Source organism: Pseudomonas anguilliseptica (assembly GCF_021375795.1).
In the GTDB taxonomy this organism is placed as follows: domain Bacteria; phylum Pseudomonadota; class Gammaproteobacteria; order Pseudomonadales; family Pseudomonadaceae; genus Aquipseudomonas; species Aquipseudomonas anguilliseptica_A.
The window spans coordinates 138209-161336 of record NZ_JAEIOI010000002.1 but is presented as its reverse complement, the minus strand read 5'-3'; the positions used below and the strand labels follow the sequence as shown (position 1 = coordinate 161336).

Below are 23128 nucleotides of genomic sequence, written 5' to 3'. Positions count from 1 at the left end.
GTTTTTTGCTGCATTTTCTATCAAATCAGGTGCAAGAACCTTGCGCTTACAGCGGTAACTGCCCCAGCACAGCACGCAGCACGAAGAACACCAGCAGGCCGCCGCCGATAGTGGCCAGCAGATGCCGAGTCAATGCGGCGATAGCAATGGTCGCCAGCCCCGCCAACAGGTAGGCATTGTCCAGGCCGAACGCCCAGTGCTGACCATCGGGTATCAGCATGCCGGGCAGCACAATAGCACTCAGCACTGCCGTCGGTACGTAATGCAAGCCTTGGCGAACCAGCGGCGGAAAGCGCAGATCGGGAAAAGCAAACAGGCTGTAGCGAATCACAAAGGTGATCAGCGCCATGCCGAGGATCAGCAGCCAGGTTTCCATCATGCGCCCTCCCCAGCGACAGCCGGCGTGTTACGGCGCTCCAACCATACACCGACGGCAATACCGCTGAGGGCTGCGGCCATCAACTCCAGCTTATACGGCCAGGCATGACAGAGCAGCGCAGCCGCACCAGCCACCAGGGCTGCGGCAATTTGCGGGCGATTGCGCAGCGCCGGAACGACGATACCGATAAAGGTCGCCAGCATGGCGAAGTCCAGCCCCCAGCCCGCCAGGTTCGGCACGCTCTGGCCAAACAGTGCACCGACCAGCGAACTCGATACCCAGGACAGGTACAAGGCCAGCGCAACACCGGCGTGATACCACTGGCCGTGCTCGGTCATGCCGCGCGCCAGATAGCGGCGCTGCACCACCGCAAAGGTTTCATCAGTCAGGCCGAACGCCAGCGGCACCCGCCAACGCTGCGGCAGCCCACCCACATAGGGCTGCAGCGCCGCGCTGTAGAGCACATGGCGCAGATTGACCACCAGGGTGGTGAGCAGAATCACCACCGCACCACTGCCCAGGGTCAGTAGGCTGATGGCAATAAACTGCGCCGAGCCGGCATACACCAACATCGACATACCCAAAGCTTGCCCCAGGCTAAGCCCGGCCAGGCTGGCCAGCGCACCATAGATCAAGCCAAACGGCAGAATGCCGACGATCATCGCAATACTGTCACGCACCCCATAGAGAAACTGCTGCAAACGGCTCATGCGCCCTCCTTTGCTGCATAGCCTGGCGCATCGCAGCCGCGGCGTCTTGAACAATCTTGCGCAGCTATAACGCCGCTGGCTGACCTGCCGCAATACAGCCCAACACGCACTGGCTAGACTGCCCACATCGCCCACTCAGGATCTGCCCATGCCGGAAGCCCTCGACACCCTGCTGAACTTCGCCAGCGCCTTGGCCGCTGGCCTGCTGATTGGTGCCGAACGCGGCTGGCAGGGGCGCAATACCGAGGACGCGCAGCTGGTCGCGGGGATTCGCACCTTCGCCCTGAGCAGCCTGCTCGGCGCCTTTGCCATGCTGCTCGGCGAGCACTTCGGGGTCATCGCCTGGGCGGTGATCTTCAGCGGTTTTGCCTTGCTGGTGGTGGCGTCCTACTTTGGCGAACTGCAACGCGTGGGTGATATGGGCCTGACCAGCGAGGTGGCGCTGCTGATCACCTTTTTGCTCGGCAGCCTGGCCATGGCCGGTTATGCCGGGCTGGCGGCGGCCGGTGCGGTGGCCGTGGCGCTGCTGCTGAGCCTCAAGCAATCGCTGCATGGTGCCCTGCAACGCCTCAGTGAAACGGAGCTGTCCGGCGCACTGAAGCTGCTGTTCATCTCCCTGGTGTTGTTGCCGGCGCTGCCCAACCAGGGCTACGGCCCCTGGCAGGCTTTCAACCCCTACGCCATCTGGTGGATGGTGGTGCTGATCGCCAGCATCGGCTTTGCCGCCTATGTGGCCATTCGCCTGATCGGCATGCGTCATGGCCTGCTGATCACCGCATTGCTCGGCGGCATGGTGTCATCCACGGCGATGACCGTAACCCTGGCGCGTCTGGCGCCGGGGCGCAGCCTGCAGGCGATTCTGGCCTGCGGCCTGCTCGCCACCTCGGCGTTGATGTTTCCACGGGTATTGCTGGAGGTCGGCCTGGTCAACGCCAGCCTGTTACCGCAACTGGTCTGGCCGCTGGGCATCGCCACCCTGGTGTATGCCGCCGGCGCGTTGCTCTACTTCCGTCGCGCCGGCACGGAGAGCGAAGAACAGGCCGAACCGCCGCTGAAAAACCCATTTGAGTTGGGCCCCGCACTGCGCTTTGCCGCGTTACTGGCGTTGATTTTATTGATGGTCGAAGCCGCCCAACACTGGCTTGGCGATGTCGGCGTTTATCTGGTGGCGCTGCTTTCGGGGCTGGCCGATGTGGATGCCATCACCCTGTCACTGGCGCGCAGCGCCAAGGGTGAACTGGATGCACAGGTCGCCGTGCAGGGGATCTTTCTCGCCGCGCTGAGCAACAGTCTGGTCAAGGGCTTTCTCGTGGCATTGATTGGCGGCCGCCAGCTGGCACTGATGACATTGCCGGTCATGGCAGTCGGCCTGCTGGCGGGGGCGGCGGTCTTACTGCTGCTTTGAAGGATCGGCGCGCAAAAAACCTTCCAGCAACTTATGCACCCGCTCGCTCAATTCGCGATTGGCCGCCTCGGGCAGACTGCGCGCCAGTTCGGCGACGACAACCTGTTCCACCAGGGGCCGCAGTTGCAACAACTGCACACTGAGCCCTTCAAGGTCAGCAGCATGCGGCAGCTCACTGTGCAGCAGCGGGTTGACCAGCTGCTGGGTAATCATCGTGACAATGCCCGTGGCCACCTGTTGCACATGCCCGCGAATGGCTGCCAGCTCATCAAGTAACGCCGGCAAAGGAATACCCGCGCGGTACAACTCAAGCCCGGCCGCAAACAGCTTGGGGCTGGGCACACGCAGATGGTCACCGGCGAACTCCAGCAGGCCGAGAGCCAGAGCCCGCTCGATCACCTGATCATCCAGCACCTCGCCAAACAGCGCCTGCAGCTGGGCAAAGGACAGCTGCTCGGCCTGCTCCGGTTGCCCCGGCCCTTGAATGGCCTGCTCCAAACCCAGCACATGGGCCAGATCTCGCCCCTGCGCCCAGGCCTCGAACAGCTCACGAATGCTGGCGATGCTGTAACCACGCTCCAGCAGCTGGCCGATCAGCTTCAGCCGCGCCAGGTGCTCACCGTTGTAGATCCCCAGCCGACCACGCCGCTCAGGCGGCGGCAATAGCCCCTGATCCTGATAGGCACGCACATTGCGCACGCTGGTCTGCGCGGCCTGGGCCAGATCATCGACGCGATACTCTACAGACACCGCTTCCACCACAGGGGCGGCGCTGCCTAATAAACGCTGGAGAAAAGCGGAGGCTGTTTGCATGGCGGCGATCATAGCCGCACGAGTAACCAGCCAACAACCGCCCCAACCAAGGGCTGGACTTGCCCAACCCTTGGTCGCGCGCAACCCTGCCAACCCCAGGCAAAGCCCCATGGCACAAGGCGTGCAGCCATATCAGTAACACCGTAACAGAGGCTGGATTGAGTCTGCGCAATGGCTAGGCAGACACCTGCGGAGCGTCCAACAATAACCATGACATCAAATGATGTAACAGTCATAACCCATGGAGACGCCGCATGCCCCTCGACCTCGCCCTCCTCACTCGGCCGGTTCGCCCTGCAAACGTACAGCAGGTGCGCGCATGAACGCGCCTGTCGTGTTGCCACACGAGCCCTTGCAGGGCGAACACCTGCGCATTCAGGGCGATGGGGTGGAACTGGCCGCTTACCGCTGGGGCAAAACAGATGGCCCGACCCTGCTGCTGGTGCATGGCTACCCGGACAGCCACGAAGTCTGGCTGCCGCTGGTACGTGAACTGGCCGCCGACTACCAGATCATTGCCTACGACGTACGCGGCTTCGGTGCCTCGGATATTCCACGCAAGCGCCTGGACTATCACCTGGCAAAGCTGGCCAACGATCTGGAAGCGGTGATCAAGGCTCTCAGCCCCAACCAGCCCGTGCACCTGGTGGCCCACGACTGGGGTTCGATCCAGGCCTGGGAAGCGGTGACCGAACCGCGTATTCAACCTCTGCTGGCCTCTTACACCAGTATCTCCGGCCCCTGCCTAGACCATGTAGGCCACTGGATGCGCGACAAGCTCAAACAGAAACGCCCGCGCGCACTGCTGCAGGTGCTCGGTCAACTGCTCAGCTCCTGGTACATCGCCCTGTTTCACACGCCATGGCTACCCGAGCTGACCTGGCGCCTGGGCCTTGATCGCGCCTGGCCTGGCCTGCTGCGTAAAGTCGAAGGCCTGCGCAATGTCGCGGTCAGCAGCAGCCAGCGCTCCGACGGTGTACACGGGGTCAAGCTGTACCGCGCCAACTTTATCCGCAGCCTGTTCAAACCTCGCCTGCGCCACACCGACGTCCCGGTGCAGCTGATCGTGCCAACTGAAGACCGCTTTGTGCGCCCGCAACTGTTTGACCGGTTGCAGCACTGGGCCCCCAAGTTATGGCGTCGCGAAGTGCGCGCCGGGCACTGGCAGCTACTGGCCGAACCCCAGCAACTGGCCCTGTGGCTGCGTGAATTTATCCAGCACCTGCAAGGCGATGGCAGCAGCCGCGCGCTGCAGCAGGCACAGGTCAAAGCCAATACCGGGAACTACAGCGGCAAACTGGTGATCGTCACCGGAGCCGGCTCCGGAATCGGCCGCGCTACCCTGCTGGAGTTCGCCAGGCAGGGTGCCAACGTGCTGGCTGCCGACATCAACCTGGCAGCAGCCGAAGCCAGCGCCGCACAGGCGAGAAGCCTGGGTAGCGAAGCCTTTGTCTATCAACTGGATGTGGGTGACAGCAACGCCATGGCGGCGTTCGCCAGCTGGGTGGAAAGCGAGTTCGGCAGCCCCGATATCGTCATCAATAATGCCGGCATCGGCATGGCCGGAAGCATGCTCGACACCAGCAATGCCGACTGGGAGCGCCTGCTGCGCATCAACCTGTGGAGCGTGATCGACGGCAGCCGGCTGTTTGCCCAGCAGATGATCAAGGCCGGAAAACGCGGGCATATCGTCAACACCGCCTCGGCAGCGGCCTTTGTGCCGTCGCGCAACTACCCGGCCTACGCCACCAGCAAGGCTGCGGTACTCATGCTCAGTGAATGCCTGCGCGCAGAAATGGCAGCTCACGGCATCGGCGTTACCGCGCTGTGCCCGGGTCTGGTCAACACCGCCATCATCCAGGCCACCCGCTTCAATGGCCTCAGTGTCGAGGCCGAAGCTAAGCAGCAAGCCAAAACCCAGCGCCTGTACAGCAAACGCAACCTCAGCGCGGAAACCGTAGCCAGCCGCCTGCTGCGCGGCATCGAACGCAACCAGGCAGTAGTCGCCGTGGGTGCCGAAGCGCACCTGAGCATCGCCCAATGGCGCTTCGCGCCCTGGCTGTCGCGTGCCCTCGCCCGCCTGAACCTGGCCGGTTGACAAGGAGAATCAGAATGACCGAACAGCACCGCCTGGAACAACGCAAAGTGCGCTTCGATTTCGCCGATACCCCGCTGCACTGGGTGCCGAACGAGCCGGAAGCCTCGCATATCATGAACAGCCTGCACCTGATCCTGCCGGCCGGCGAGTTCTGGTTCTGCCGGGTCTACAACAAGGCCCTGCCGCTGGTCACCGATCCGCAGTTGCGCGACGACGTGCAAGGTTTCGTCAAACAGGAAGCGCAGCATGCCCGCGCCCACGACAGCGCGCTCACGCCCTACCTGCTGCGCCACGGTATCGACCCAACGCCCTTCACCAGACCGATCCACTGGCTGTTCGATCGCGTGTTGTGCGACTTCCCCCTGGGCGACAACGCCATCAGCCGCTGGCTGCAGCCCTGGTGGCTGCGTCAGCGAGTCGGCCTGATCGCCGCAGTGGAGCATTTCACCTGCGTGCTGGGTGACTGGATCATCACCACCCGCAGCCTCGACCACGCCGACCCGGTGATGCTCGACCTGCTGCGTTGGCACGGCGCCGAAGAAGTCGAACACCGCAGCGTGGCTCACGACCTGCACGTGCATATCGGCGGCAGTGTGCTGATGCGCTGGGTGTATATGTTGATTGCCACGCCCGCGCTGATCTTCCTGTTCAGCATGGGGATGAGAACCATGATGCGCCAGGACCCGGTAACCCGTTACCGTCCCGGTTTCCTCTACCTCTGGTATCAACTGGGTAAGCGTGGCCTGCTGCCGCGTATGGGCAGCATCGGCCGCTCGGTATTGCGCTACTTCAACCCCGGTTATCACCCGCGCACCGAAGGTGATATTCGCGTGGCGCTGGATTACCTGGCCAACTCCCCGGCGGCACAACGGGCGGCCGCCGAGAAAGGCGCTGTCAGCGCCTAATCCGCTGGAGCGGCCCGTGGCCGCGAATGACCCGTCTGTTCAGGTTCGCGGGCATGGCCCGCTCCTACAGACGCGGCGCATACCTTATTCGCCAACCTCATCCAGCACCATCACCCCGGCCGCCTGTTCGAGCAGCTCGACAGGCAGGCTCTTGCTGGCGCGAGCGCCTAGCAGTTTGAGGTTTTCCACCCGGCTGATGATATTGCCGCGGCCCTCGCAGAGCTTGTTGCGCGCGCCGGCATAGACCTTGTCCAGCTGCTGCAGGCGTGCGCCCATTTCATCCAGATCCTGGATAAAGGCGACGAACTTGTCGTATAACGCGCCGGCGCGCTCGGCTATCTCGCGGGCATTCTGGCTTTGGCGCTCCTGCCGCCACAGGCTGTCGATCACCCGCAGGGTAGCGAGCAGCGTGGTCGGGCTGACGATGACGATATGCTGATCGAAGGCCTCCTGAAACAGACCGGGATCGGCCTGCAAGGCGGCGGCGAAGGCCGCTTCGATTGGCACAAACAGCAACACGAAATCCAGGCTGTGCAGGCCTTCCAGGCGCTGGTAATCCTTGAGCGACAAGCCCTTCAAATGGCTGCGCAGCGACAGCACATGCTGCTTGAGCGCCTGCTGCCGACTGGTCTCATCTTCGGCGGCAACAAGCTGCTGGTAGGCGGTCAGGCTGACTTTGGCATCCACCACCACCTGTTTGTCACCGGGCAACTGGATCAGCACATCGGGCTGGAAGCGTTCGCCATCGGCGCTCTTCAGGCTAACCTGGGTCTGGTACTCGCGCCCCTTCTCCAGCCCGGCATGCTCCAGCACCCGCTCCAGCACCAGTTCACCCCAGTTACCCTGGGTCTTCTGCCCCTTAAGGGCGCGAGTCAGATTGGTCGCCTCATCGCCCAGACGCTGGTTGAGCTGCTGCAGACGCTCCAGCTCCTTGCCCAGGGAAAAACGCTCACGGGCTTCCTGCTGATAGCTCTCTTCCACACGCTTTTCGAAGGATTGGATGCGCTCCTTGAGCGGATCAAGCAACTGGCAAAGCTGTTGCTGGCTGGTTTCGGCAAAGCGCTGCTCGCGCTCATCAAAGATTTTCCCGGCCAACTCGGCGAACTGCGCACGCAATTCATCGCGCGAGCCTTGCAGGTCGCTCAGACGCTGTTGGTGGCTGTCTTGCTGTTCTCTAAGTTCGGCGCTGAGGGCAGCGCGCTGGGCATCCAGGCGGCGGATTTCAGCTTCCTGCTGTTCACGCTGACTGACCCAGCCCTGAGCGGCTTCGCGGGCGATCTGCCGTTCTTGTTGCAGCAAGTCGGCCTCACGGCGCAGTGCGGCCAGTTCGGCCTGCTGATCAGCCTTGATCTCGCTGATCGCAGCAACTTCCTCGCGGCAATCATCCAGCTGCGCAGCCAGGCCGGTCTGCGCTAGCTGCGCATTATTCAGGCGTTCCTGTAGCAGGCTGAAATCCAGCTGCTGGACGTTGAGGCGGCGTTGCTGTGACCAAGCCAGGTAAAGAAGAGGCAATGCAGCGGCGGCAAAACCGAGCACAGCTGGCGCCAGCGCGGTGGAGAGATCGATGGGCATTGAGCAGCTCCGCAGAAAAGTACTGGCAGTATAACCAGTATTCTTGCAGAGCGGCCCCTTGCGTCAGAGCTGTTTAAGCAGTTGCTGCGCCTCTAGCGAACCCTGCCCCGCGGCTAGCTCCAGCCAGTGCCGAGCCTGCTGCGGTTCATTATGACGAGGCTGGCTATACAGTTGGCCGAGTTCGAGTTGAGCACTCACATCGCCGGCACGCGCGGCCTGACGCAGCAACTCAAAGCCCATGCGCCGATCACGCGGGTTGCCACAATCACGGCAGAGTAATTGCCCGAGGCGAGTCTGCGCCGGCACCACGCCCTGCAAAGCGGGTTGCTTAAGCAGTCGACCGGCAAAACGTTTGATGCTGGGGGCATCACCGAGACGGGGGCTGTCCAGTAGCCAGAGCGCAACACGAGTTGGCAGGCGTGGAGCATTAACAGGTACAGCAGACAGACGAGTAATTGCGCGAGGCATAAAAAGCAGCGGTAGCCGGAAAGGCGCGCAACTCTACTCCTTTTTTCGCCAAGGTAAAGCCTTGCAAAAAAGCCTGAGAAGGCGACCTAGAGCAAGCGCTCGGGTTAATCCACAGAAGCTGTGGATAACTTCGTGGATAACATGGGAGCAAGCGCCTTGAGCGCCTATGGCATGGGCCTCAGAGTCAAACTGGTGGTTTTTTCACCAACGCAAAAAATCTATATTTTTCATTGACTTATAGAATCAACAAAAAGAATCAAGGGTTTACGTCAAGCACTGCATCTTGCTTGACAAGGCGCATCGCAATTGTGCACAAGTCGCTGCGTCATGCCGTCGCACTGCCCTTTTTCAGGGCAGATTGCGCGCCTGTCTAGGCCGGGCGTGGCAGGCGGCCGTCGCGCTGGTAGGCGACCAGGTGGAAGACCCTGGGGGTATCGGGAACCTGGGCATTCTTGAATGCCACATACTCCGCCGTGGTTTCGCACAACCAGCTCAGCAGATTGCGCGGGCGCTTTTCTGCCAGCGCGCTCGGGACAAACAGCGCCACGTTGTTACCCTGCTGCGGGCAGCGCGCTGAACGGTACTCAAACGCTTCCACCCCTGCCCCACGCATGGCTGCACCCAATACCTGGCAAGGTTGATAAGCGCTGGCGTGACAAAGTTCGGCCTGGAAATCGCTAAACGGCGGATGCTGCAACTGAATGCCGCGGGCAACCTGATAGCGCGCCTCGAAGGTGCAATGCTCGGAAAGGATGCGCCCACTGGGCGGCGCGATGCTCATGCCGTCCCACAGCAGAAAGCGGTAATACGCGGCCTCAGCCATGGCGGTGTCGATACGCAGTGCGCCGTAAAACAGGCTCGGCTCATGCACCGAACCAAAGCGCGAGCCCCAGCGCAGCGGTGGATAACGGAACGGGGTTTTCAGCAGGTAATGCAGTGGCTCGGCACTCTGCGGCAGCGGTGGTTTGCTGGTTTCCAGCAGCTCCTCAAGCAACGCCTGTTCAGCGAGGGTATCGACCAGTTGCAGGGTCGCGACCTGGGCCTGACTTTCCACCAGACGCACCAGGCGGCCGCGCAATGGCTTGATCTGCTGCGGGCCTTGGCAGTGTTGCCAGATTTCCATAATGGCGTTGTCCTTAACTTTTATTATTGTTGCGCGCTACGCGCTCTAGGCTTTGCCACGAATCGCATCGAGATATTCCACCACCCGCACCAACCCTTGTACCTGCAACATCAGCGCCAGTGGCGGTGCATCCAGATGGCGGTTATCGGTACGCAGAAAATGCTGCATATCCGCCAGGTTGCCGCCGAACAGGGCAAACAGTGAGCGGTATACCCGAATCAGCAGCAAGGCCAGTTCGCCGGTTTTACTCTGCACCCGCAGGCCGCCCTCCGCCCAGCGCGAGATGGCTGTGCGGTGTACACCCACGATGTCTGCCAGCTCCTGCTGGGTCAGCCCCAGTTGCTCACGGGTATTGAGCAGCGCCTTGGCCAGTACCGCATCTGCATCGGCGACCGGTCGAATCAACGCACTCATCACGATTCCCCCTCTGCCAATCAATGTCTGTTTCAAACAAAAATATCACTAAATGCTGCATTTACACAGCGCCATTTAAGCATTCATTGGCAGCCTGGCAGACATGGGTTAACGTCCAGCCACACAACTCACCACTCTGGATCAGTGCTTATGCCCGGCCGGCGCACCTGGCTGCGACTGCTTGCTTACCTGGTTTTACTGCTCCTGCTGCTTGGCGCAGCAGGCTACCTGAGCCTGAGCCGCACGCTTGAACGTGCACAGGTCAGCCACCTCAACTGGCAGGGGCTGGGCATCTCCACCCAAGGCATCCAGCTTGAGCAGCTCAGCCTGGAACACCCAGCCGCCACCGTGCAGCTGCACCATTTACAGCTGGCCTGGCGCGGCTTCAGCCTGGCACCGCCGTTCTGGCAGCAGATTGCGCTTGCACGCCTGCAACTACAGCTGCCGACACGCAGTGAAACCACGCCCACTGAGGCCGCTGCCCCAACGCTGCACCCCGAACAACTGACCAAGCTGATCGGCCTGCTACCGCAACAACTAGAAATCGCCACCCTGCAGATCGAGCTGCCCTGTGCCGAAATGCGCTGCCAGCTGCTGGGCGATCTGCAGCTGCGTAAACAGGCACGTACAGCCACACAGCAACTTGACCTGCAGCTCAACTTGCAACACCAGCAAGATCAACTGCGCTGGCACGCCCAGCTGCAAGGCGAAGCCACAAGCGCAGCCTTGCAGTTGAGTCTGGCCATCAACCAGCAACCGCAATTGCGGCTCAGCAGTCGCTTACAGCACACAGCCAGTGGTCAGCTCTGGCAGGGAGAACTCGACGGCGAATTGGCCCAGGGCCATGTGTTGCACAGCTGGCTCCACCAGTGGCTGCCTGACAGCAGCCAGTTAGCTGAGGCGTCAGCAGCGGCGCAACTGCAGGCCAGTTGGCAACTGCAACTGCCCCCGGGGCCACTTGACCTGAAACAACTGCAACAGGCCAGCGGCCAATTGCAAGCCAGTGCCAACCTGCCAGCACCCTGGCCAATTCCAAACATCGGCCTGGTGCAAGGCCAGCTCGGCCTCTCCGCTCACACGCTGCATGGGCAATGGCTGGCCGATAGCCTAATTGCCGACCTCAACCTCACGCAGATCCCCGGCGAGCTGACCAGCGACCTGCCGGTAGCACTCAGGCCCGACGCCTTGCAGCTGACAATTCAGCCTACACAGATGCCGGACAACCTGGTCGAACAGTTGCGCGGACGCGCCCTGCCCTTGCAGCTGCAATTGCGTGGGCAAGGACGCAGCCCATTCAACCTGGAAGGCACATTGGCACTGGCCAACGGCCTGCCCTGGGGCTTGCAAGTACTGGAAGGCAAGCTGACGGCCAGTAGCCCGGCGCTGCAGCTGGAACAGGTGCAACTCGGCGCCGGCCAGGCACAACTGCTGATCAACGCATACCTCGATCCGGAACAGTTGATGCTCAAGCTGGAAAAAGGCACGCAACTCAGCCTGCAGCGCGTCGGCAATACCGAGCTGCAGGCTGAGCAACTCAAGCTCAGCAGCAGCGGGTTGCAACTGCAGGGCCGGCTAACCGATGGCACGCTGCATGATTGGCAATTGCAAGGCCCAATCGAGCTCAGCGCACAGCTGCAGCATGCTCAACTGCGCCCGCAGCGTTGGTATTGGCAGGGTCCGCTGGTGGCCTCTCAGGAACAGGTGCAGCTCGATGGCACACTGCGTAACGATGCCGCCTTGCAACTCAAACTGCAGCTGCAACACAGCCAAGCCAAGGGGCTGAATCTGCACGCCCAGCTGGCAGAGCTGTTTTTGCGCAGCGGCAACCCGCTGCAAGGCAGCTTCAGCGCCTGGCCAGCCTTGCTGGAGTTGAACAATGGCCGACTGAATGCCGACGCGACGCTGAACCTGGCCAGCGACCAGCAACAGCCCACAGTCAACGTCACACTCACGGGCAAAGGTCTTGGTGGGATTTATGACCGCACGGCACTGGAGGGCCTGGACAGTCAAATGGCGCTGCGTCTTGACCCGCGCCGGCTCGAGCTGAATGTCAGTGAATTGCGCCTGGAACAGGCCAACCCAGGTATTCCACTGGGTCCGCTGCAGCTCAAAGGCCGCTACAACGCCGACCTGCATGCCCCCGACAAAGGCCAATTGCAGCTTGAGCACGCGCAAACGGCATTGATGGGCGGTCGGCTACGACTGACCGCCGGACGCTGGGACCTGGCAGCAGAATCGCTGCAGTTTCCCATCGAGGTGCAGGGCCTGGAACTTGAGCAGCTGTTTATCCTCTATCCCACAGAAGGTTTATCCGGCACGGGCACCCTGGACGGCAACTTACCGCTGCAGATCAGCAGCCAGGGCGTGACCATCACACAGGGGCAGCTGAGCGCCCGCGCACCGGGCGGGCAATTGCAGTTTCACTCCGAGCGCATTCGCGCCCTGGGCCGCAGCAACCCGGCCATGCAACTGGTCACCCAATCACTCGAGGACTTTCGCTTCACCACCCTGAGCAGTCAGGTCGACTACAACCAGCAAGGCAAGCTGGCCCTGACCATGCGCCTGGAAGGACAGAATCCGGCCATCGAACAGGGCCGACCGATCCACTTCAACATCAACCTGGAAGAAGACATACCGACCCTGCTGGCCAGCCTGCAACTGACCGACAAGGTCAGCGATATCATCAAGCAACGCGTGCAACAGCGTATGCTGGAACGTAATGCCAAGACGGCCCCGACAGAGCCATGATCAAGGAGAAGCGCCATGCGCTTGCGTAGTTATTTCGCCGCCCTGCTGCTAGGCCCGCTCAGCACGGCCTGCACCCCAACCGTACAGCTGGCGATGCCCAATGAACCGATCAACATCAACCTCAACGTGAAGATCGAGCACGAAATCTATATCAAGGTGGATAAAGCCCTGGACAGCATGTTCAGCGAATCCAGCGGATTGTTCTAAGGAGCCCGAGCATGAATATCTATAAACGCCTTGCCAGCCTGTTACTGCTGCTCAGCCTTAGCCTGCCGGCCGTAGCCCTGAACCTCAATGAAGCCATGTCGGCCCTGGGCGATGCCAAAGCCAGTGGCCAGTTGGGCGAGATGCCCAACGGCTACCTCGGGGTTGTCAGTGCGGGTGGCCAGGCCGCGGAAATCGCCAAGCTGATCAACCAGGCACGCCGTGCCGAATACCAGAAGCTGGCCGCGCAAAACGGTATTCAGCTGAGCGATGTGGAAGCCATCGCCGGGCAGAAGGCCATCGACAAGACTCCGGCCGGGCAATACATCCAGCTGCAGGGCAAGTGGCAACGCAAATAGTCTGAACCGCAAAAAACAAGGAGCGCATTGCGCTCCTTGTTGGTTTTACCAGAGCCTACTTACGATCTCGCGAGCTAGAGTCCTGCAAGGCAAAAACAGGCGAGGAAGCGGAGTGTACTTTTGTACATGAGCATTACTCGTTTTACTCGCCCTTCGGTTCGCGCTAAAGCGCGTTAGCCGCAAGCGGCTTGCCGAGCCTGTTTTTAACGCCGCAGGGCCGACGCGCAGCAGATCGTATGCAGGCGCTCAGCGCTGCTGAATCACCGGCTGCCCCGCTTTCGGTTTGAAGTACAGGGTTTCACCGCGAGTGAGGTTAGTCAGGCTGAGGTGATCCTTGGCCACTTCCGCTTCGATGGGCTCAGCCTGCCCGGCAACCTTGAGGGTCACCCGGGTGATCGCGCCAAGCGGGCGAATATCGCGCACTTCACCGGCCTGCTGGCCTTCTTCAGCCTGACGCGAGAGGTGAATCTCGTGCGGGCGGAACAGCACATGGTGATCATCGCCGACATACAGGCGGTTGGCATCACCAAGGAAGTGGTAGACGAAATCACTGGCTGGGTTCTCATACACCTCGCCCGGCGAGCCGATCTGCTCGACCACACCCTTGTTCATCACCACGATGCGATCAGCCACTTCCATGGCCTCTTCCTGGTCATGGGTCACGAACACCGAGGTCAGATGCACTTCTTCGTGCAGACGTGCCAGCCAACGGCGCAGCTCCTTGCGCACCTTGGCGTCGAGGGCGCCGAAGGGTTCGTCGAGCAGCAGCACTTTCGGTTCCACCGCCAGAGCGCGGGCCAGGGCAATACGCTGACGCTGGCCACCGGACAGCTGCTCAGGGTAGCGATCTGCCAACCAGTCAAGCTGTACCAGATCGAGCAGGTCGTGGACCTTCTTCTTGATCACGTTTTCGTTCGGGCGCTGATTCTTGGGCTTCATGCGCAGGCCGAAGGCGACGTTATCGAACACGGTCATGTGGCGGAACAACGCGTAATGCTGAAACACGAAACCGACGTTACGGTCGCGCACGTCATGGTTGGAGACGTCTTCGCCGTGGAACTCGATATTGCCGCTGTCCGGGGTTTCCAGACCGGCGATGATGCGCAGCAAAGTGGTCTTGCCGCAGCCAGACGGGCCAAGCAACGCAACCAGTTCGCCGCTCTGGATATTCAGGTTGATATCGTTCAGCGCTTTGAACGCATTGAAGTTCTTGCTGACGTTGGAAATTACGATCGACATGGTTATTCGTCCTCAGCCTTGTGGCGCAGGCGGTTAATGCGTGACTCGCTCCACTGCTTGAGCAGCAGGATAAACAGCGCCAGAAGCAACAGCAGACTGGCGACGCTGAAGGCGGCGACGTGATTGTATTCGTTATAAAGAATCTCGACATGCAGCGGCAGCGTATTGGTGTAACCGCGAATGTGCCCAGACACTACCGACACCGCGCCGAACTCGCCCATGGCCCGTGCCGTACAGAGCACCACGCCATAGATCAGACCCCATTTGATATTCGGCAGGGTGACGTGCCAGAACATCTGCCAGCCATTGGCACCGAGCAGGCGCGCGGCCTCCTCTTCCTGGGTGCCTTGCTCCTGCATCAGCGGAATCAGCTCACGGGCCACGAAAGGTACAGTAACGAACACCGTGGCCAGAACGATACCCGGCAAGGCGAAAATGATCTGGATATCGTGCTCACGCAGCCATGGGCCGAAGAAGCCCTGGGCACCGAACAACAGCACATAGATCAGACCGGCGATGACCGGCGAAACGGAGAACGGCAGGTCGATCAGGGTGACCAGAATGCTCTTGCCGCGAAACTCGTACTTGCTCACGCACCAGGCGGCGGCCACGCCGAACACCAGGTTGAGTGGCACCGAAATGCCCACCGCGAGCAGGGTCAACTTCAAGGCGGAAATGGCATCTGGCTCGAAGATGGCACCGAAGAACGTGCCAACACCCTGCTTTAGCGCTTCGCTCAGCACGATAAACAGCGGCAACAGCAAAAACAGCGCAAACACCAACCAGGCGCTGATGATCAGCAGCCGGCGACCGAGTACGTTACCGCGACGAGCGGCATTGGCCGAAGAGGCCGCTGTCAGAGATGTAGAAGACATGGCGACCTCCTCAGGACTTGGCGATCTGGCGCTGCAGCAGGTTGATCAGCAGCAGCAAAATGAAGGAGACCACCAGCATCAGCACACCAATAGCCGTGGCGCCGTGATAGTCGTACTGGTCGAGCTTGACCATGATCAGCAGCGGCAGGATCTCGGTCTTCATCGGCATATTGCCGGCGATAAAGATCACTGAGCCGTACTCACCCACGCCACGCGCAAAGGCCAGCGAGAAGCCGGTCAGCCAGGCGGGCAACAAGGCCGGCAGCAGCACATAGCGAAACACCTGCAGCGGCTTGGCACCCAGGCAAGCTGCGGCTTCTTCGACCTCACGAGGGATATCGGCCAACACCGGCTGAATGGTGCGCACCACAAACGGCAACGTGACAAAGGTCAGCGCCAGGGTGATACCCAACGGGGTGTAAGCAATTTTGAAACCCAGGTCCGTGGCGAACTGACCGACCAGGCCGCTTGGGGCATACAGGGCAGTCAGGGCAATACCGGCAACGGCAGTGGGCAAGGCAAACGGCAGGTCGATCATCGCTTCGATAATCTTGCGCCCCGGGAAGGTGTAACGCACCAGCGCCCAAGCCAGCAATGTGCCGATAATGCCGTTGATAATGGCCGCGGCGAAGGCAGTGGCAAAGCTCAGTTTCAGCGCTGCCAGCACGCGCGGTGCAGAAATGATGGCCCAGAATTCAGCACAGGTGAGCTGAGCGGCGTGAACGAACATGGCACCCAGGGGAATCAGCACCAACAGGCTGAGGTACACCAGGGTGTAGCCCAGCGTCAGCCCGAAGCCGGGTATGACCGGGGAAGTACGACGAGACATTATCTGTCCTTAATCTGCTTCTGCGTTGGAACGCTCAAATCAGCCCTGCCGCCGGTGTCGCCCTTTCCGGCTGACCTGCAACAAGGCCGACGCTTACACAACAAAGGGTGGGCAGCGCACGGCTAACCCACCCCTGGCCTACCTGGCTTACTGCGCCTGATAGATTTGATCGAATACACCACCGTCGTTGAAGAACTTCGGCTGCGCGGTTTTCCAACCGTTGAAGTCCTTGTCGATGGTGACCAGCTTCAGCGCAGGGAACTGCTTGGTGAACTCGGCAGCAATCGCCTCGTTACGTGGACGGTAGAAGTGCTTGCCGGCCAGACGCTGACCTTCATCGCTGTACAGGTAGTTGAGGTAAGCCTCGGCTACTTTGCGGGTGCCCTTCTTGTCGACGTTCTGATCAACCACAGCTACCGGCGGCTCGGCGAGGATCGACAGCGACGGTGCAACGATCTCGAAGTTGTCACCGCCCTCTTCCTTCAGCGCCAGGAAAGCTTCGTTTTCCCAGGCCAGCAGCACGTCACCGATCTGGTTGTTAACGAAGGTGATGGTCGAACCACGCGCGCCAGTGTCGAGTACCGGCACGTTCTTGTAGAGCTTCTCGACGAACTCTTGGGCTTTCTCTTCGCTGCCGTACTTCTGCTGGGCGTAGGCCCAGGCGGCGAGGAAATTCCAGCGCGCACCGCCAGAGGTTTTCGGGTTCGGGGTGATCACTTCAACGCCCGGCTTGACCAGGTCATCCCAATCCTTGATGCCTTCCGGGTTGCCTTTGCGCACCAGGAACACGATGGTCGAGGTATACGGCGTGCTCGATTGCGGCAGGCGCTCCTGCCAGTTTTCCGGGATCAGCTTGCCGAGTTTGTACAGCTCGTCGATGTCACCGGCCAGGGCCAGGGTCACCACGTCAGCGCGCAGACCATCGATTACCGCACGGGCCTGTTTGCCCGAGCCACCATGGGATTGCTGGACGGTCACAGCTTCGTTGCCCTGGTCTTGCCAGTACTTGTTGAAAGCCTTGTTGAAATCAACATACAGCTCACGGGTCGGGTCATAGGACACGTTGAGCAGGGTTTCTGCGGCGGCCACCGGGCCTGCGATCAGGGCGCTGGCAAGGGCAGCGAGGGCAAAACGGCGAATGGACATGGTGCGACTCCTAAATTCTTCGATTGTGTGTTGGTTTTTTCTTAGGGGTTGAAGGTCAACAGCGCATTCGCGAATGACCAGCGCAATACCGGTGTGTGCTCATGGCTTCTGCTCGGTTCATGCTCACACCCTCCGGTGGTCCAGTCGGGTTTTGAGGCTCGGTGTTGGTGTAGCGAATCAGGCGTTCTTGCCGGCCGGAGCCTGCAAGCGGAATTTCTCTTTACGTTCGATCTGCACGACTTGGCCGTTGTGCACGGTGATTTCCACCGAGCCGAACTTCAGGCCATTCAGCGCAGCCTGGATCTCGCGCAGGATGCTGGCGTCGTCCTGGCCTTCAAGGTTACGGAGGGTTGCGGTCATGGTATTGCTCCTTGAAATAGCCCCATGCGACTGGCGAAAACTGGCCGTAGTCAGTGGGTGTGGAGCGGATAGTAGAGAGCATCGAATATTCTTAAAAATATTATTTAAGAACATTTATATAATTTTTAGAAATATGAAGACCACTATTAAGAAGCGCTCAAGAAAATCAAAATATGGAATAAGCAAATAAGTTCTTATTCTTTTTGATATTCAAAACCCCTGCCTACACTGCAGCCATTAAAACGTGCAGGAGGGCGCACGATGCGCAACGAAACTATCCGCTACCTGATAGTGCCGGGCTGGCAAGGATCGGCCGACGATCATTGGCAAAGCCACTGGCAACGCAGCCTGCCGAACAGTGCACGGGTCGAACAGGCTGACTGGCTGAACCCCGAGCGCGCAGCCTGGGTGGCCGAACTGCAACGCAGTATCGCCAATGACCCGCGCCCGACCATCCTGATTGCCCATAGCCTGGGCTGCATTACCGTGGCCCATTGGGCCAACCAGGCTCCGGTCGAGCTACTACGGCGCGTACGCGCTGCACTGCTGGTCGCACCGGCGGACGTGGAGCGCGCCAACTGCCCCGCAGCCCTGCAGAACTTTGCACCGATTCCACAGCACCCGCTGCCGTTCCCCAGCCAGTTGGTCGGCTCGGATAACGACGCCGCCGCCAGCGCCGCACGGGCCATCGAACTGGCCCGCGACTGGGGCAGCGATGTAGCCATCCTCAGCGGTGCCGGGCATATCAATGTGAGGTCCGGGCATCAACGCTGGGAGCAGGGTTTTGCCTACCTCTATCGCCTGCAAGGCCGCATAGAGCAGCACGCACGCCGCCGCGCCTGAGCGCCCCCGGCATATAAGCCAGACGCCGCAAGGTGCCTGCCTACTGAAAGATCATGCAACCTGCCCTGCCGCCCGAGCAGGGCTGGAGACTTGTTAATGAGCCAGAACAATTTCAGCAGCCAGCCGCTGCTGACCTTTCCCGATGCGGAAAAAAGCCCACTGAGCATCCGCGCCAAGGCGCTGGTGTTTATCGACCCACGCTCCAAGCAGCTGCGTGATCAGGTCGAGCAACTCGCCACGCAACCCCTGCCACTGTTGATCGAAGGTGAGACTGGCACTGGCAAGGAACTGCTGGCGCGGCATATCCACCGCGCCAGCGAGCGGCCGGGATTGTTTGTCGCGCTCAGTTGCAGCGGCCTGAGCAGCAAACATGCCCAGGCCGAGCTGTTCGGCTATGCCGCCGGCGCCCATCAAGGCACGGCCAGCAGCCGGGCCGGCTGGTTCGGTTCCGCCAACAACGGCACCTTGTATCTGGATGAAATCGGCGACCTGCCGCTGCCGCTGCAAGGCGAACTGCTCAGCGCCCTGGAAACCGGCGAAGCGTTGCGCGTCGGCGCCAGCCAGCCAAGCCCGGCGGATGTCCGCTTGCTCGCAGCAACCAGCATCAACCTGGCCCAGGCGGTGACCGCGGGCAAATTCAATGAGCGCTTATACGGTTACCTGAGCGACGGCCGCCTCAACCTGCCACCGCTGCGTGAACGCATTGGCGACATACTGCCGCTGGCGGAATACTTCCTCGGCATCTACGCCCAGCGCCTGAGCCTGCCACTGCCCGCCATCAGCGAGTCGGCGCAGCAGCGCCTGGAAGCACACAGCTGGCCAGGCAATACCCGCGAGCTGGAAAACGTCATCCACTTCGCCCTGCTGGTCAGCAGTGGCGATGAGATTCTCAGCCAACACCTCAACCTGGCCGGCAGCGTGGCGCCCCTGACAGCTATTCAGCATGGCCTTGCGCAGCTCTTCGATGCTGCTGCCCCCCAGCAACTGAACCACCTGCGTGAACTGCTGCAGCACGCCGAACAGCGCCTGCAGCAGCTTGCCGGTTAAACCTCAGCCCCCTTGGCCAACTCGGCTTGCAGCCACTCGACAAATACCTGGGTCAGGCGTTGGCGGCGCTTGCGCTCCGGCAGCACCAGGTAATAGCCCATCGTTGAATGCGCGACTTCATCGCCCATGCGGCACAGCAGGTTCTGCGTCAGCAGTTCGTCGACCAGGTGGCGCCAGCCGATGGCCACACCCTGCCCGGCAATCGCCGCCTGAATCAGCAGGGTGTAGTTATCAAAACGCAGGCTGCCGGGGCTTGGGGTTTGCTGCAGGCCGAAGGCGCGAAACAGCCCGGCCCAGTCGAACCAGCGCGAACGGTTTTCCGGGCGCAGGTGCAGCAGCGGCAGGCTCGCCAGGGCAGTAGCCGGCAGCGGTAACTCACGCCCCCTGAGCAGCTGCGGACTACACACCGGGAACACCTCTTCGCGAAACATCAGCTGCGCCTCGGCATGCTTGAAGCGCCCGTCGCCGAAGTTGATCGCCACGTCGATTTCCGCCGGCAGCGTGCCCTGATCACGCTCGCTGGTGATCAGGCTGACATCCACCTCCGGATGCAGCTGGTGAAAGCGCTGCAAGCGCGGCATCAGCCAGTAGGCGGCAAAGGCAAAGTCAGTGGCCACCTGCAGCACTTCATGCTGCTGTTGCGCGGTGACCGCCAGCAGCCCGGCATCCAGGCTCTGCAGGCCGTCCTGCACGTAACTCAGCAACAACTCGCCGGCATCGGTGAGGGCAATGCCCCGATACACCCGGTCGAAAAGGCGCGTGGCCAGCTGCTGCTCCAGCCGTTTGATCTGCTGGCTGATCGCCGGCTGGCTGGTTCCCAGCTCACTCGCGGCGGCGGTAAAGCTCAGCTGGCGGGCGGCCGACTCGAACACCCGCAGCACATCCAGCGACACCCCATCGATGCGTTCAAACATAAGCTCAGGTTATCCAATACATCTGCTGACAGCAGGTTTACCCAGCTTTTGCTAATCCGGATGATCAAGCCAGCACTTTCGCATAAATCATTTATATGGAATACCGGCTGCCATGAAACGCCCGAACATCCTCTTTATCATGGCCGATCAGATGGCCGCGCCGATTCTGCCGTTGCACGATGCCGCCTCACCGATCCAGATGCCCAACCTGATGCGCCTGGCCGCCGAAGCCGTGGTGTTCGATGCCGCCTATTGCAACAGCCCGCTGTGCGCACCCTCGCGCTTTACCCTGGTCAGCGGCCAGTTGCCCTCGAAGATCGGCGCTTACGACAACGCTGCCGACTTCCCCGCCGATGTACCGACCTACGCCCATTACCTGCGCCGCCTGGGCTATCGCACCGCGCTGTCGGGCAAGATGCATTTCTGCGGCCCGGATCAGTTACATGGCTATGAAGAGCGCCTGACCAGCGACATCTACCCCGCCGACTACGGTTGGGCGGTGAACTGGGATGAGCCGGACGTGCGCGCCAGCTGGTATCACAACATGTCGTCGGTGCTGCAGGCCGGGCCGTGCGTGCGCACCAACCAGCTGGATTTCGATGAAGAGGTGGTGTTCAAGGCACAGCAATATCTGTATGACCACGTGCGCCGCGACGGCGATCAGCCCTTCTGCCTCACTGTGTCGATGACCCACCCGCATGACCCTTACACCATCCCGGCCGAGTTCTGGGATCTCTACCGTGACGAGGACATCCCGCTGCCACGCCAGCATATTGATCAGGCCGAGCAGGACCCGCACTCGCAACGCCTGATGAAAGTCATCGACCTATGGGACAAACCGCTGCCCGAACAGAAGATCAAGGACGCGCGCCGCGCCTACTTCGGTGCCTGCAGCTACATCGACAGCAACATCGGCAAGCTGCTGAAAACCCTCAAGGACTGCAACCTGAGCGACAACACCATCATCCTGTTCTCCGGCGACCACGGCGACATGCTGGGTGAGCGTGGCCTCTGGTACAAAATGCATTGGTTTGAAATGGCCGCCCGCGTGCCGTTGCTGGTGCATGCACCCAAGCAGTTTGCTGCGCGCCGGGTAAGCCAGAATGTCTCGACCATGGACCTGCTGCCGACCCTGGTAGAACTGGCCGGCGGCACGCTACAAGCCGACCTGCCGCTGGATGGCCGCTCGCTCTTGGCGAACCTCGAAGGGCGCCAGGGCCACGATGAAGTGATTGGCGAATATATGGCCGAAGGCAGCATCAGCCCGCTGATGATGATCCGCCAGGGTGAGTGGAAATTTATCTACTCCGAGATTGATCCCCTGCTGCTGTTCAACCTGCGCCACGACCCGCAAGAGCGCGAAAACCTGGCAGAGTCCGCAGAGCACCAAAGCCTGCTCGCCGACTTTATCAACCAGGCACAGGCGCGCTGGGACATGCCGGCGATTCATCAGGCCACCCTGGCCAGTCAGCGCCGCCGGCGTTTCGTTGCCAGCGCCCTGACTCAAGGTCAATTGACCAGCTGGGACCATCAACCGATGGTCGACGCCAGCCAGCAGTACATGCGCAACCACATTGATCTCGACGACCTCGAACGTCGCGCCCGCTTTCCGCAGCCCTGATTGCAAGTCAATGCCGCGTTGAAAACTAATAACTAAAGAGAGGGACATGCCATGCACATATTCAGCACAGCACTTATCGGTGGCCTGTTACTGGCCGCCAGCAGCCACACCTTCGCCGAAGACGCCAGTTGCGCCACGGTAAAACTCGGCGATCCGGGCTGGAGTGATATTGCCGTGACCAACGGCATCGCCAGCTTCCTGCTCGACGGCCTGGGCTACAAGGCGCAGCCGCAGACCCTGGCCGTGCCGATCATTTTCGCCGGGCTGCAGAAAGGTCAGGTGGATGTGTTCCTCGGCAACTGGATGCCAGCGCAGCAGAGCAACTACGACAAGTTCGTCAGCAGCGGTGAAGTCGAGCAACTGGTGGAAAACCTCAGCGGCACCGAGTACACCCTGGCCGTGCCCACCTACGCCTACGAGGCCGGGGTGAAGACCTTTGCCGACCTCAACCAGCACGCCGACAAGTTCAGCCGCAAGATCTACGGCATCGGCTCCGGCGCACCGGCCAACGAGTCGATCCAGAAGATGATTGCCGCCAACGAGTTCGACCTGAAGGACTGGAGCCTGGTTGAGTCCAGCGAACAGGCCATGCTGGTGCAGGTCGGTCGCGCAGTGAAGCGCGAGCAGTTTGTAGTGTTCCTCGGCTGGACTCCGCACCCGATGAACGTGCAATACGACATGCGCTACCTCAAGGGTGGCGAGAAGTACTTCGGTGCCAGCGGCAGTGTCAACACCCTGGCCCGCAAAGGCTACGCCGCGCAGTGCCCGAATGTCGGCAAGCTGCTGAGCAACCTGACCTTCACCCAGCAGATGGAGAACGCCATCATGGATCAGGTGCTCAGCAAACAGGCCAGCAACGATGAGGCGATCAAGGCCTGGCTCAAGGCCAATCCAGCGGTGGTTGCTGGCTGGCTCAAGGGCGTCACCAGCCGCAGCGGCGGTGATGCGCTGGCGGCAGTAAACGCCAAGCTCTGAGTCACCCCTGAAGGTTAAATCGAGCGGACAGAGCAAGGCCTGTCCGCTCGCTTGCATAGGTCTACTCCCGCCACGAGCGAC

At 61.0% G+C, this 23128-nt stretch carries 23 protein-coding genes; 10 read left to right on the top strand and 13 right to left on the bottom strand.

Annotation, left to right across the window (positions count from 1 at the left end; all coding sequences use genetic code 11):
- Positions 1 to 46 precede the first annotated feature (46 nt).
- Both IOD17_RS08565 and IOD17_RS08560 read right to left on the bottom strand, forming a co-directional pair.
- Positions 47 to 376, bottom strand: coding sequence for an AzlD domain-containing protein (locus IOD17_RS08565; RefSeq protein ID WP_233685210.1), 330 nt, complete (start codon positions 374 to 376; stop codon positions 47 to 49).
- Positions 376 to 1089, bottom strand: a complete 714-nt coding sequence (locus tag IOD17_RS08560) for an AzlC family ABC transporter permease (protein ID WP_233684681.1) — start codon at positions 1087 to 1089, stop codon at positions 376 to 378. The genes IOD17_RS08565 and IOD17_RS08560 overlap by 1 nt, the downstream gene beginning before the upstream one ends.
- Before the next feature lie 148 nt (positions 1090 to 1237).
- Here IOD17_RS08560 and IOD17_RS08555 point away from each other — a divergent pair, with 148 nt between their 5' ends.
- Complete coding sequence (locus tag IOD17_RS08555) at positions 1238 to 2494, top strand: MgtC/SapB family protein (RefSeq protein ID WP_233684680.1); 1257 nt, start codon at positions 1238 to 1240, stop codon at positions 2492 to 2494.
- On the opposite strand, the gene IOD17_RS08550 is transcribed toward IOD17_RS08555, so the two are convergent.
- Complete coding sequence (locus tag IOD17_RS08550; protein ID WP_233684679.1) at positions 2480 to 3307, bottom strand: MerR family transcriptional regulator; 828 nt, start codon at positions 3305 to 3307, stop codon at positions 2480 to 2482. The two genes, IOD17_RS08555 and IOD17_RS08550, sit on opposite strands and share 15 nt — an antisense overlap.
- 319 nt (positions 3308 to 3626) lie before the next feature.
- Here IOD17_RS08550 and IOD17_RS08545 point away from each other — a divergent pair, with 319 nt between their 5' ends.
- Positions 3627 to 5405, top strand: a complete 1779-nt coding sequence (locus IOD17_RS08545) for an SDR family oxidoreductase (protein ID WP_233684678.1) — start codon at positions 3627 to 3629, stop codon at positions 5403 to 5405.
- A 14-nt stretch (positions 5406 to 5419) separates the two neighbouring features.
- On the top strand, positions 5420 to 6310 hold the full coding sequence (locus tag IOD17_RS08540) for a metal-dependent hydrolase (RefSeq protein WP_233684677.1): 891 nt from the start codon (positions 5420 to 5422) through the stop codon (positions 6308 to 6310).
- Between the two features lie 84 nt (positions 6311 to 6394).
- Here IOD17_RS08540 and rmuC read toward each other — a convergent pair whose 3' ends face one another.
- From rmuC to IOD17_RS08520, 4 genes are all read right to left on the bottom strand, one after another.
- Complete coding sequence (rmuC, locus tag IOD17_RS08535; RefSeq protein ID WP_233685209.1) at positions 6395 to 7756, bottom strand: DNA recombination protein RmuC; 1362 nt, start codon at positions 7754 to 7756, stop codon at positions 6395 to 6397.
- Positions 7757 to 7945: 189 nt separating this feature from the next.
- Positions 7946 to 8350, bottom strand: a complete 405-nt coding sequence (locus tag IOD17_RS08530) for a tetratricopeptide repeat protein (protein ID WP_233684676.1) — start codon at positions 8348 to 8350, stop codon at positions 7946 to 7948.
- A 370-nt stretch (positions 8351 to 8720) separates the two neighbouring features.
- The gene (locus IOD17_RS08525) at positions 8721 to 9473 is read right to left on the bottom strand and encodes an RES family NAD+ phosphorylase (protein WP_233684675.1); all 753 of its coding nucleotides are present in this window, start codon (positions 9471 to 9473) and stop codon (positions 8721 to 8723) included.
- A gap of 45 nt (positions 9474 to 9518) precedes the next feature.
- Positions 9519 to 9887: an antitoxin Xre/MbcA/ParS toxin-binding domain-containing protein gene (locus IOD17_RS08520; protein ID WP_233684674.1), complete on the bottom strand. Its 369-nt coding sequence runs from the start codon at positions 9885 to 9887 to the stop codon at positions 9519 to 9521.
- Between the two features lie 150 nt (positions 9888 to 10037).
- Here IOD17_RS08520 and IOD17_RS08515 point away from each other — a divergent pair, with 150 nt between their 5' ends.
- From IOD17_RS08515 to IOD17_RS08505, 3 genes are read left to right on the top strand one after another with little or no spacing between them, the layout of a single operon-like run.
- Positions 10038 to 12635 (top strand): intermembrane phospholipid transport protein YdbH family protein, encoded by a 2598-nt coding sequence (locus tag IOD17_RS08515; RefSeq protein ID WP_233684673.1) that lies wholly within the window; start codon positions 10038 to 10040, stop codon positions 12633 to 12635.
- Positions 12636 to 12650: 15 nt separating this feature from the next.
- Positions 12651 to 12842: a YnbE family lipoprotein gene (locus tag IOD17_RS08510; protein ID WP_233684672.1), complete on the top strand. Its 192-nt coding sequence runs from the start codon at positions 12651 to 12653 to the stop codon at positions 12840 to 12842.
- A gap of 11 nt (positions 12843 to 12853) precedes the next feature.
- Entirely contained in the window at positions 12854 to 13198 is a 345-nt protein-coding gene (locus IOD17_RS08505) for a YdbL family protein (protein ID WP_233684671.1), read from the top strand.
- A gap of 246 nt (positions 13199 to 13444) precedes the next feature.
- Here the strand turns inward: IOD17_RS08505 and IOD17_RS08500 are convergent, their stop codons facing one another.
- From IOD17_RS08500 to oscA, 5 genes are all read right to left on the bottom strand, one after another.
- Positions 13445 to 14437 carry a sulfate/molybdate ABC transporter ATP-binding protein gene (locus IOD17_RS08500; protein WP_233684670.1) on the bottom strand — a complete coding sequence of 331 codons (993 nt, stop codon included), beginning with the start codon at positions 14435 to 14437 and terminating at the stop codon, positions 13445 to 13447.
- A gap of 2 nt (positions 14438 to 14439) precedes the next feature.
- Positions 14440 to 15312, bottom strand: a complete 873-nt coding sequence (gene cysW / locus IOD17_RS08495; protein ID WP_233684669.1) for a sulfate ABC transporter permease subunit CysW — start codon at positions 15310 to 15312, stop codon at positions 14440 to 14442.
- Between the two features lie 10 nt (positions 15313 to 15322).
- On the bottom strand, positions 15323 to 16141 hold the full coding sequence (gene cysT / locus IOD17_RS08490; protein ID WP_233684668.1) for a sulfate ABC transporter permease subunit CysT: 819 nt from the start codon (positions 16139 to 16141) through the stop codon (positions 15323 to 15325).
- 147 nt (positions 16142 to 16288) lie between these two features.
- On the bottom strand, positions 16289 to 17287 hold the full coding sequence (locus IOD17_RS08485) for a sulfate ABC transporter substrate-binding protein (RefSeq protein ID WP_233684667.1): 999 nt from the start codon (positions 17285 to 17287) through the stop codon (positions 16289 to 16291).
- Positions 17288 to 17464: 177 nt separating this feature from the next.
- Positions 17465 to 17647: a sulfur starvation response protein OscA gene (gene oscA / locus IOD17_RS08480; RefSeq protein WP_233684666.1), complete on the bottom strand. Its 183-nt coding sequence runs from the start codon at positions 17645 to 17647 to the stop codon at positions 17465 to 17467.
- A 261-nt stretch (positions 17648 to 17908) separates the two neighbouring features.
- Here oscA and IOD17_RS08475 point away from each other — a divergent pair, with 261 nt between their 5' ends.
- Positions 17909 to 18490, top strand: a complete 582-nt coding sequence (locus IOD17_RS08475; RefSeq protein ID WP_233684665.1) for an alpha/beta hydrolase — start codon at positions 17909 to 17911, stop codon at positions 18488 to 18490.
- Positions 18491 to 18586: 96 nt separating this feature from the next.
- Positions 18587 to 19537 carry a sigma 54-interacting transcriptional regulator gene (locus IOD17_RS08470; protein WP_233684664.1) on the top strand — a complete coding sequence of 317 codons (951 nt, stop codon included), beginning with the start codon at positions 18587 to 18589 and terminating at the stop codon, positions 19535 to 19537.
- Here the strand turns inward: IOD17_RS08470 and IOD17_RS08465 are convergent.
- Positions 19534 to 20451, bottom strand: a complete 918-nt coding sequence (locus tag IOD17_RS08465) for a choline sulfate utilization transcriptional regulator (RefSeq protein WP_233684663.1) — start codon at positions 20449 to 20451, stop codon at positions 19534 to 19536. The two genes, IOD17_RS08470 and IOD17_RS08465, sit on opposite strands and share 4 nt — an antisense overlap.
- A 112-nt stretch (positions 20452 to 20563) precedes the next feature.
- On the opposite strand from IOD17_RS08465, the gene betC reads away from it, so the two are divergent.
- Positions 20564 to 22072, top strand: a complete 1509-nt coding sequence (gene betC / locus IOD17_RS08460) for a choline-sulfatase (protein ID WP_233684662.1) — start codon at positions 20564 to 20566, stop codon at positions 22070 to 22072.
- Positions 22073 to 22123: 51 nt separating this feature from the next.
- Positions 22124 to 23047 carry a choline ABC transporter substrate-binding protein gene (choX, locus tag IOD17_RS08455; RefSeq protein ID WP_233684661.1) on the top strand — a complete coding sequence of 308 codons (924 nt, stop codon included), beginning with the start codon at positions 22124 to 22126 and terminating at the stop codon, positions 23045 to 23047.
- Positions 23048 to 23128 lie beyond the last annotated feature (81 nt).

Bases quoted from the DNA above. Each gene is read 5' to 3' on its own strand.
- IOD17_RS08565 (WP_233685210.1), bottom strand. From the start codon at position 376: ATGGAAACCTGGCTGCTGATCCTCGGCATGGCGCTGATCACCTTTGTG.
- IOD17_RS08560 (WP_233684681.1), bottom strand. From the start codon at position 1,089: ATGAGCCGTTTGCAGCAGTTTCTCTATGGGGTGCGTGACAGTATTGCG.
- IOD17_RS08555 (WP_233684680.1), top strand. From the start codon at position 1,238: ATGCCGGAAGCCCTCGACACCCTGCTGAACTTCGCCAGCGCCTTGGCC.
- IOD17_RS08550 (WP_233684679.1), bottom strand. From the start codon at position 3,307: ATGCAAACAGCCTCCGCTTTTCTCCAGCGTTTATTAGGCAGCGCCGCC.
- IOD17_RS08545 (WP_233684678.1), top strand. From the start codon at position 3,627: ATGAACGCGCCTGTCGTGTTGCCACACGAGCCCTTGCAGGGCGAACAC.
- IOD17_RS08540 (WP_233684677.1), top strand. From the start codon at position 5,420: ATGACCGAACAGCACCGCCTGGAACAACGCAAAGTGCGCTTCGATTTC.
- IOD17_RS08530 (WP_233684676.1), bottom strand. From the start codon at position 8,350: ATGCCTCGCGCAATTACTCGTCTGTCTGCTGTACCTGTTAATGCTCCA.
- IOD17_RS08525 (WP_233684675.1), bottom strand. From the start codon at position 9,473: ATGGAAATCTGGCAACACTGCCAAGGCCCGCAGCAGATCAAGCCATTG.
- IOD17_RS08520 (WP_233684674.1), bottom strand. From the start codon at position 9,887: ATGAGTGCGTTGATTCGACCGGTCGCCGATGCAGATGCGGTACTGGCC.
- IOD17_RS08515 (WP_233684673.1), top strand. From the start codon at position 10,038: ATGCCCGGCCGGCGCACCTGGCTGCGACTGCTTGCTTACCTGGTTTTA.
- IOD17_RS08510 (WP_233684672.1), top strand. From the start codon at position 12,651: ATGCGCTTGCGTAGTTATTTCGCCGCCCTGCTGCTAGGCCCGCTCAGC.
- IOD17_RS08505 (WP_233684671.1), top strand. From the start codon at position 12,854: ATGAATATCTATAAACGCCTTGCCAGCCTGTTACTGCTGCTCAGCCTT.
- IOD17_RS08500 (WP_233684670.1), bottom strand. From the start codon at position 14,437: ATGTCGATCGTAATTTCCAACGTCAGCAAGAACTTCAATGCGTTCAAA.
- cysW (WP_233684669.1), bottom strand. From the start codon at position 15,312: ATGTCTTCTACATCTCTGACAGCGGCCTCTTCGGCCAATGCCGCTCGT.
- cysT (WP_233684668.1), bottom strand. From the start codon at position 16,141: ATGTCTCGTCGTACTTCCCCGGTCATACCCGGCTTCGGGCTGACGCTG.
- IOD17_RS08485 (WP_233684667.1), bottom strand. From the start codon at position 17,287: ATGTCCATTCGCCGTTTTGCCCTCGCTGCCCTTGCCAGCGCCCTGATC.
- oscA (WP_233684666.1), bottom strand. From the start codon at position 17,647: ATGACCGCAACCCTCCGTAACCTTGAAGGCCAGGACGACGCCAGCATC.
- IOD17_RS08475 (WP_233684665.1), top strand. From the start codon at position 17,909: ATGCGCAACGAAACTATCCGCTACCTGATAGTGCCGGGCTGGCAAGGA.
- IOD17_RS08470 (WP_233684664.1), top strand. From the start codon at position 18,587: ATGAGCCAGAACAATTTCAGCAGCCAGCCGCTGCTGACCTTTCCCGAT.
- IOD17_RS08465 (WP_233684663.1), bottom strand. From the start codon at position 20,451: ATGTTTGAACGCATCGATGGGGTGTCGCTGGATGTGCTGCGGGTGTTC.
- betC (WP_233684662.1), top strand. From the start codon at position 20,564: ATGAAACGCCCGAACATCCTCTTTATCATGGCCGATCAGATGGCCGCG.
- choX (WP_233684661.1), top strand. From the start codon at position 22,124: ATGCACATATTCAGCACAGCACTTATCGGTGGCCTGTTACTGGCCGCC.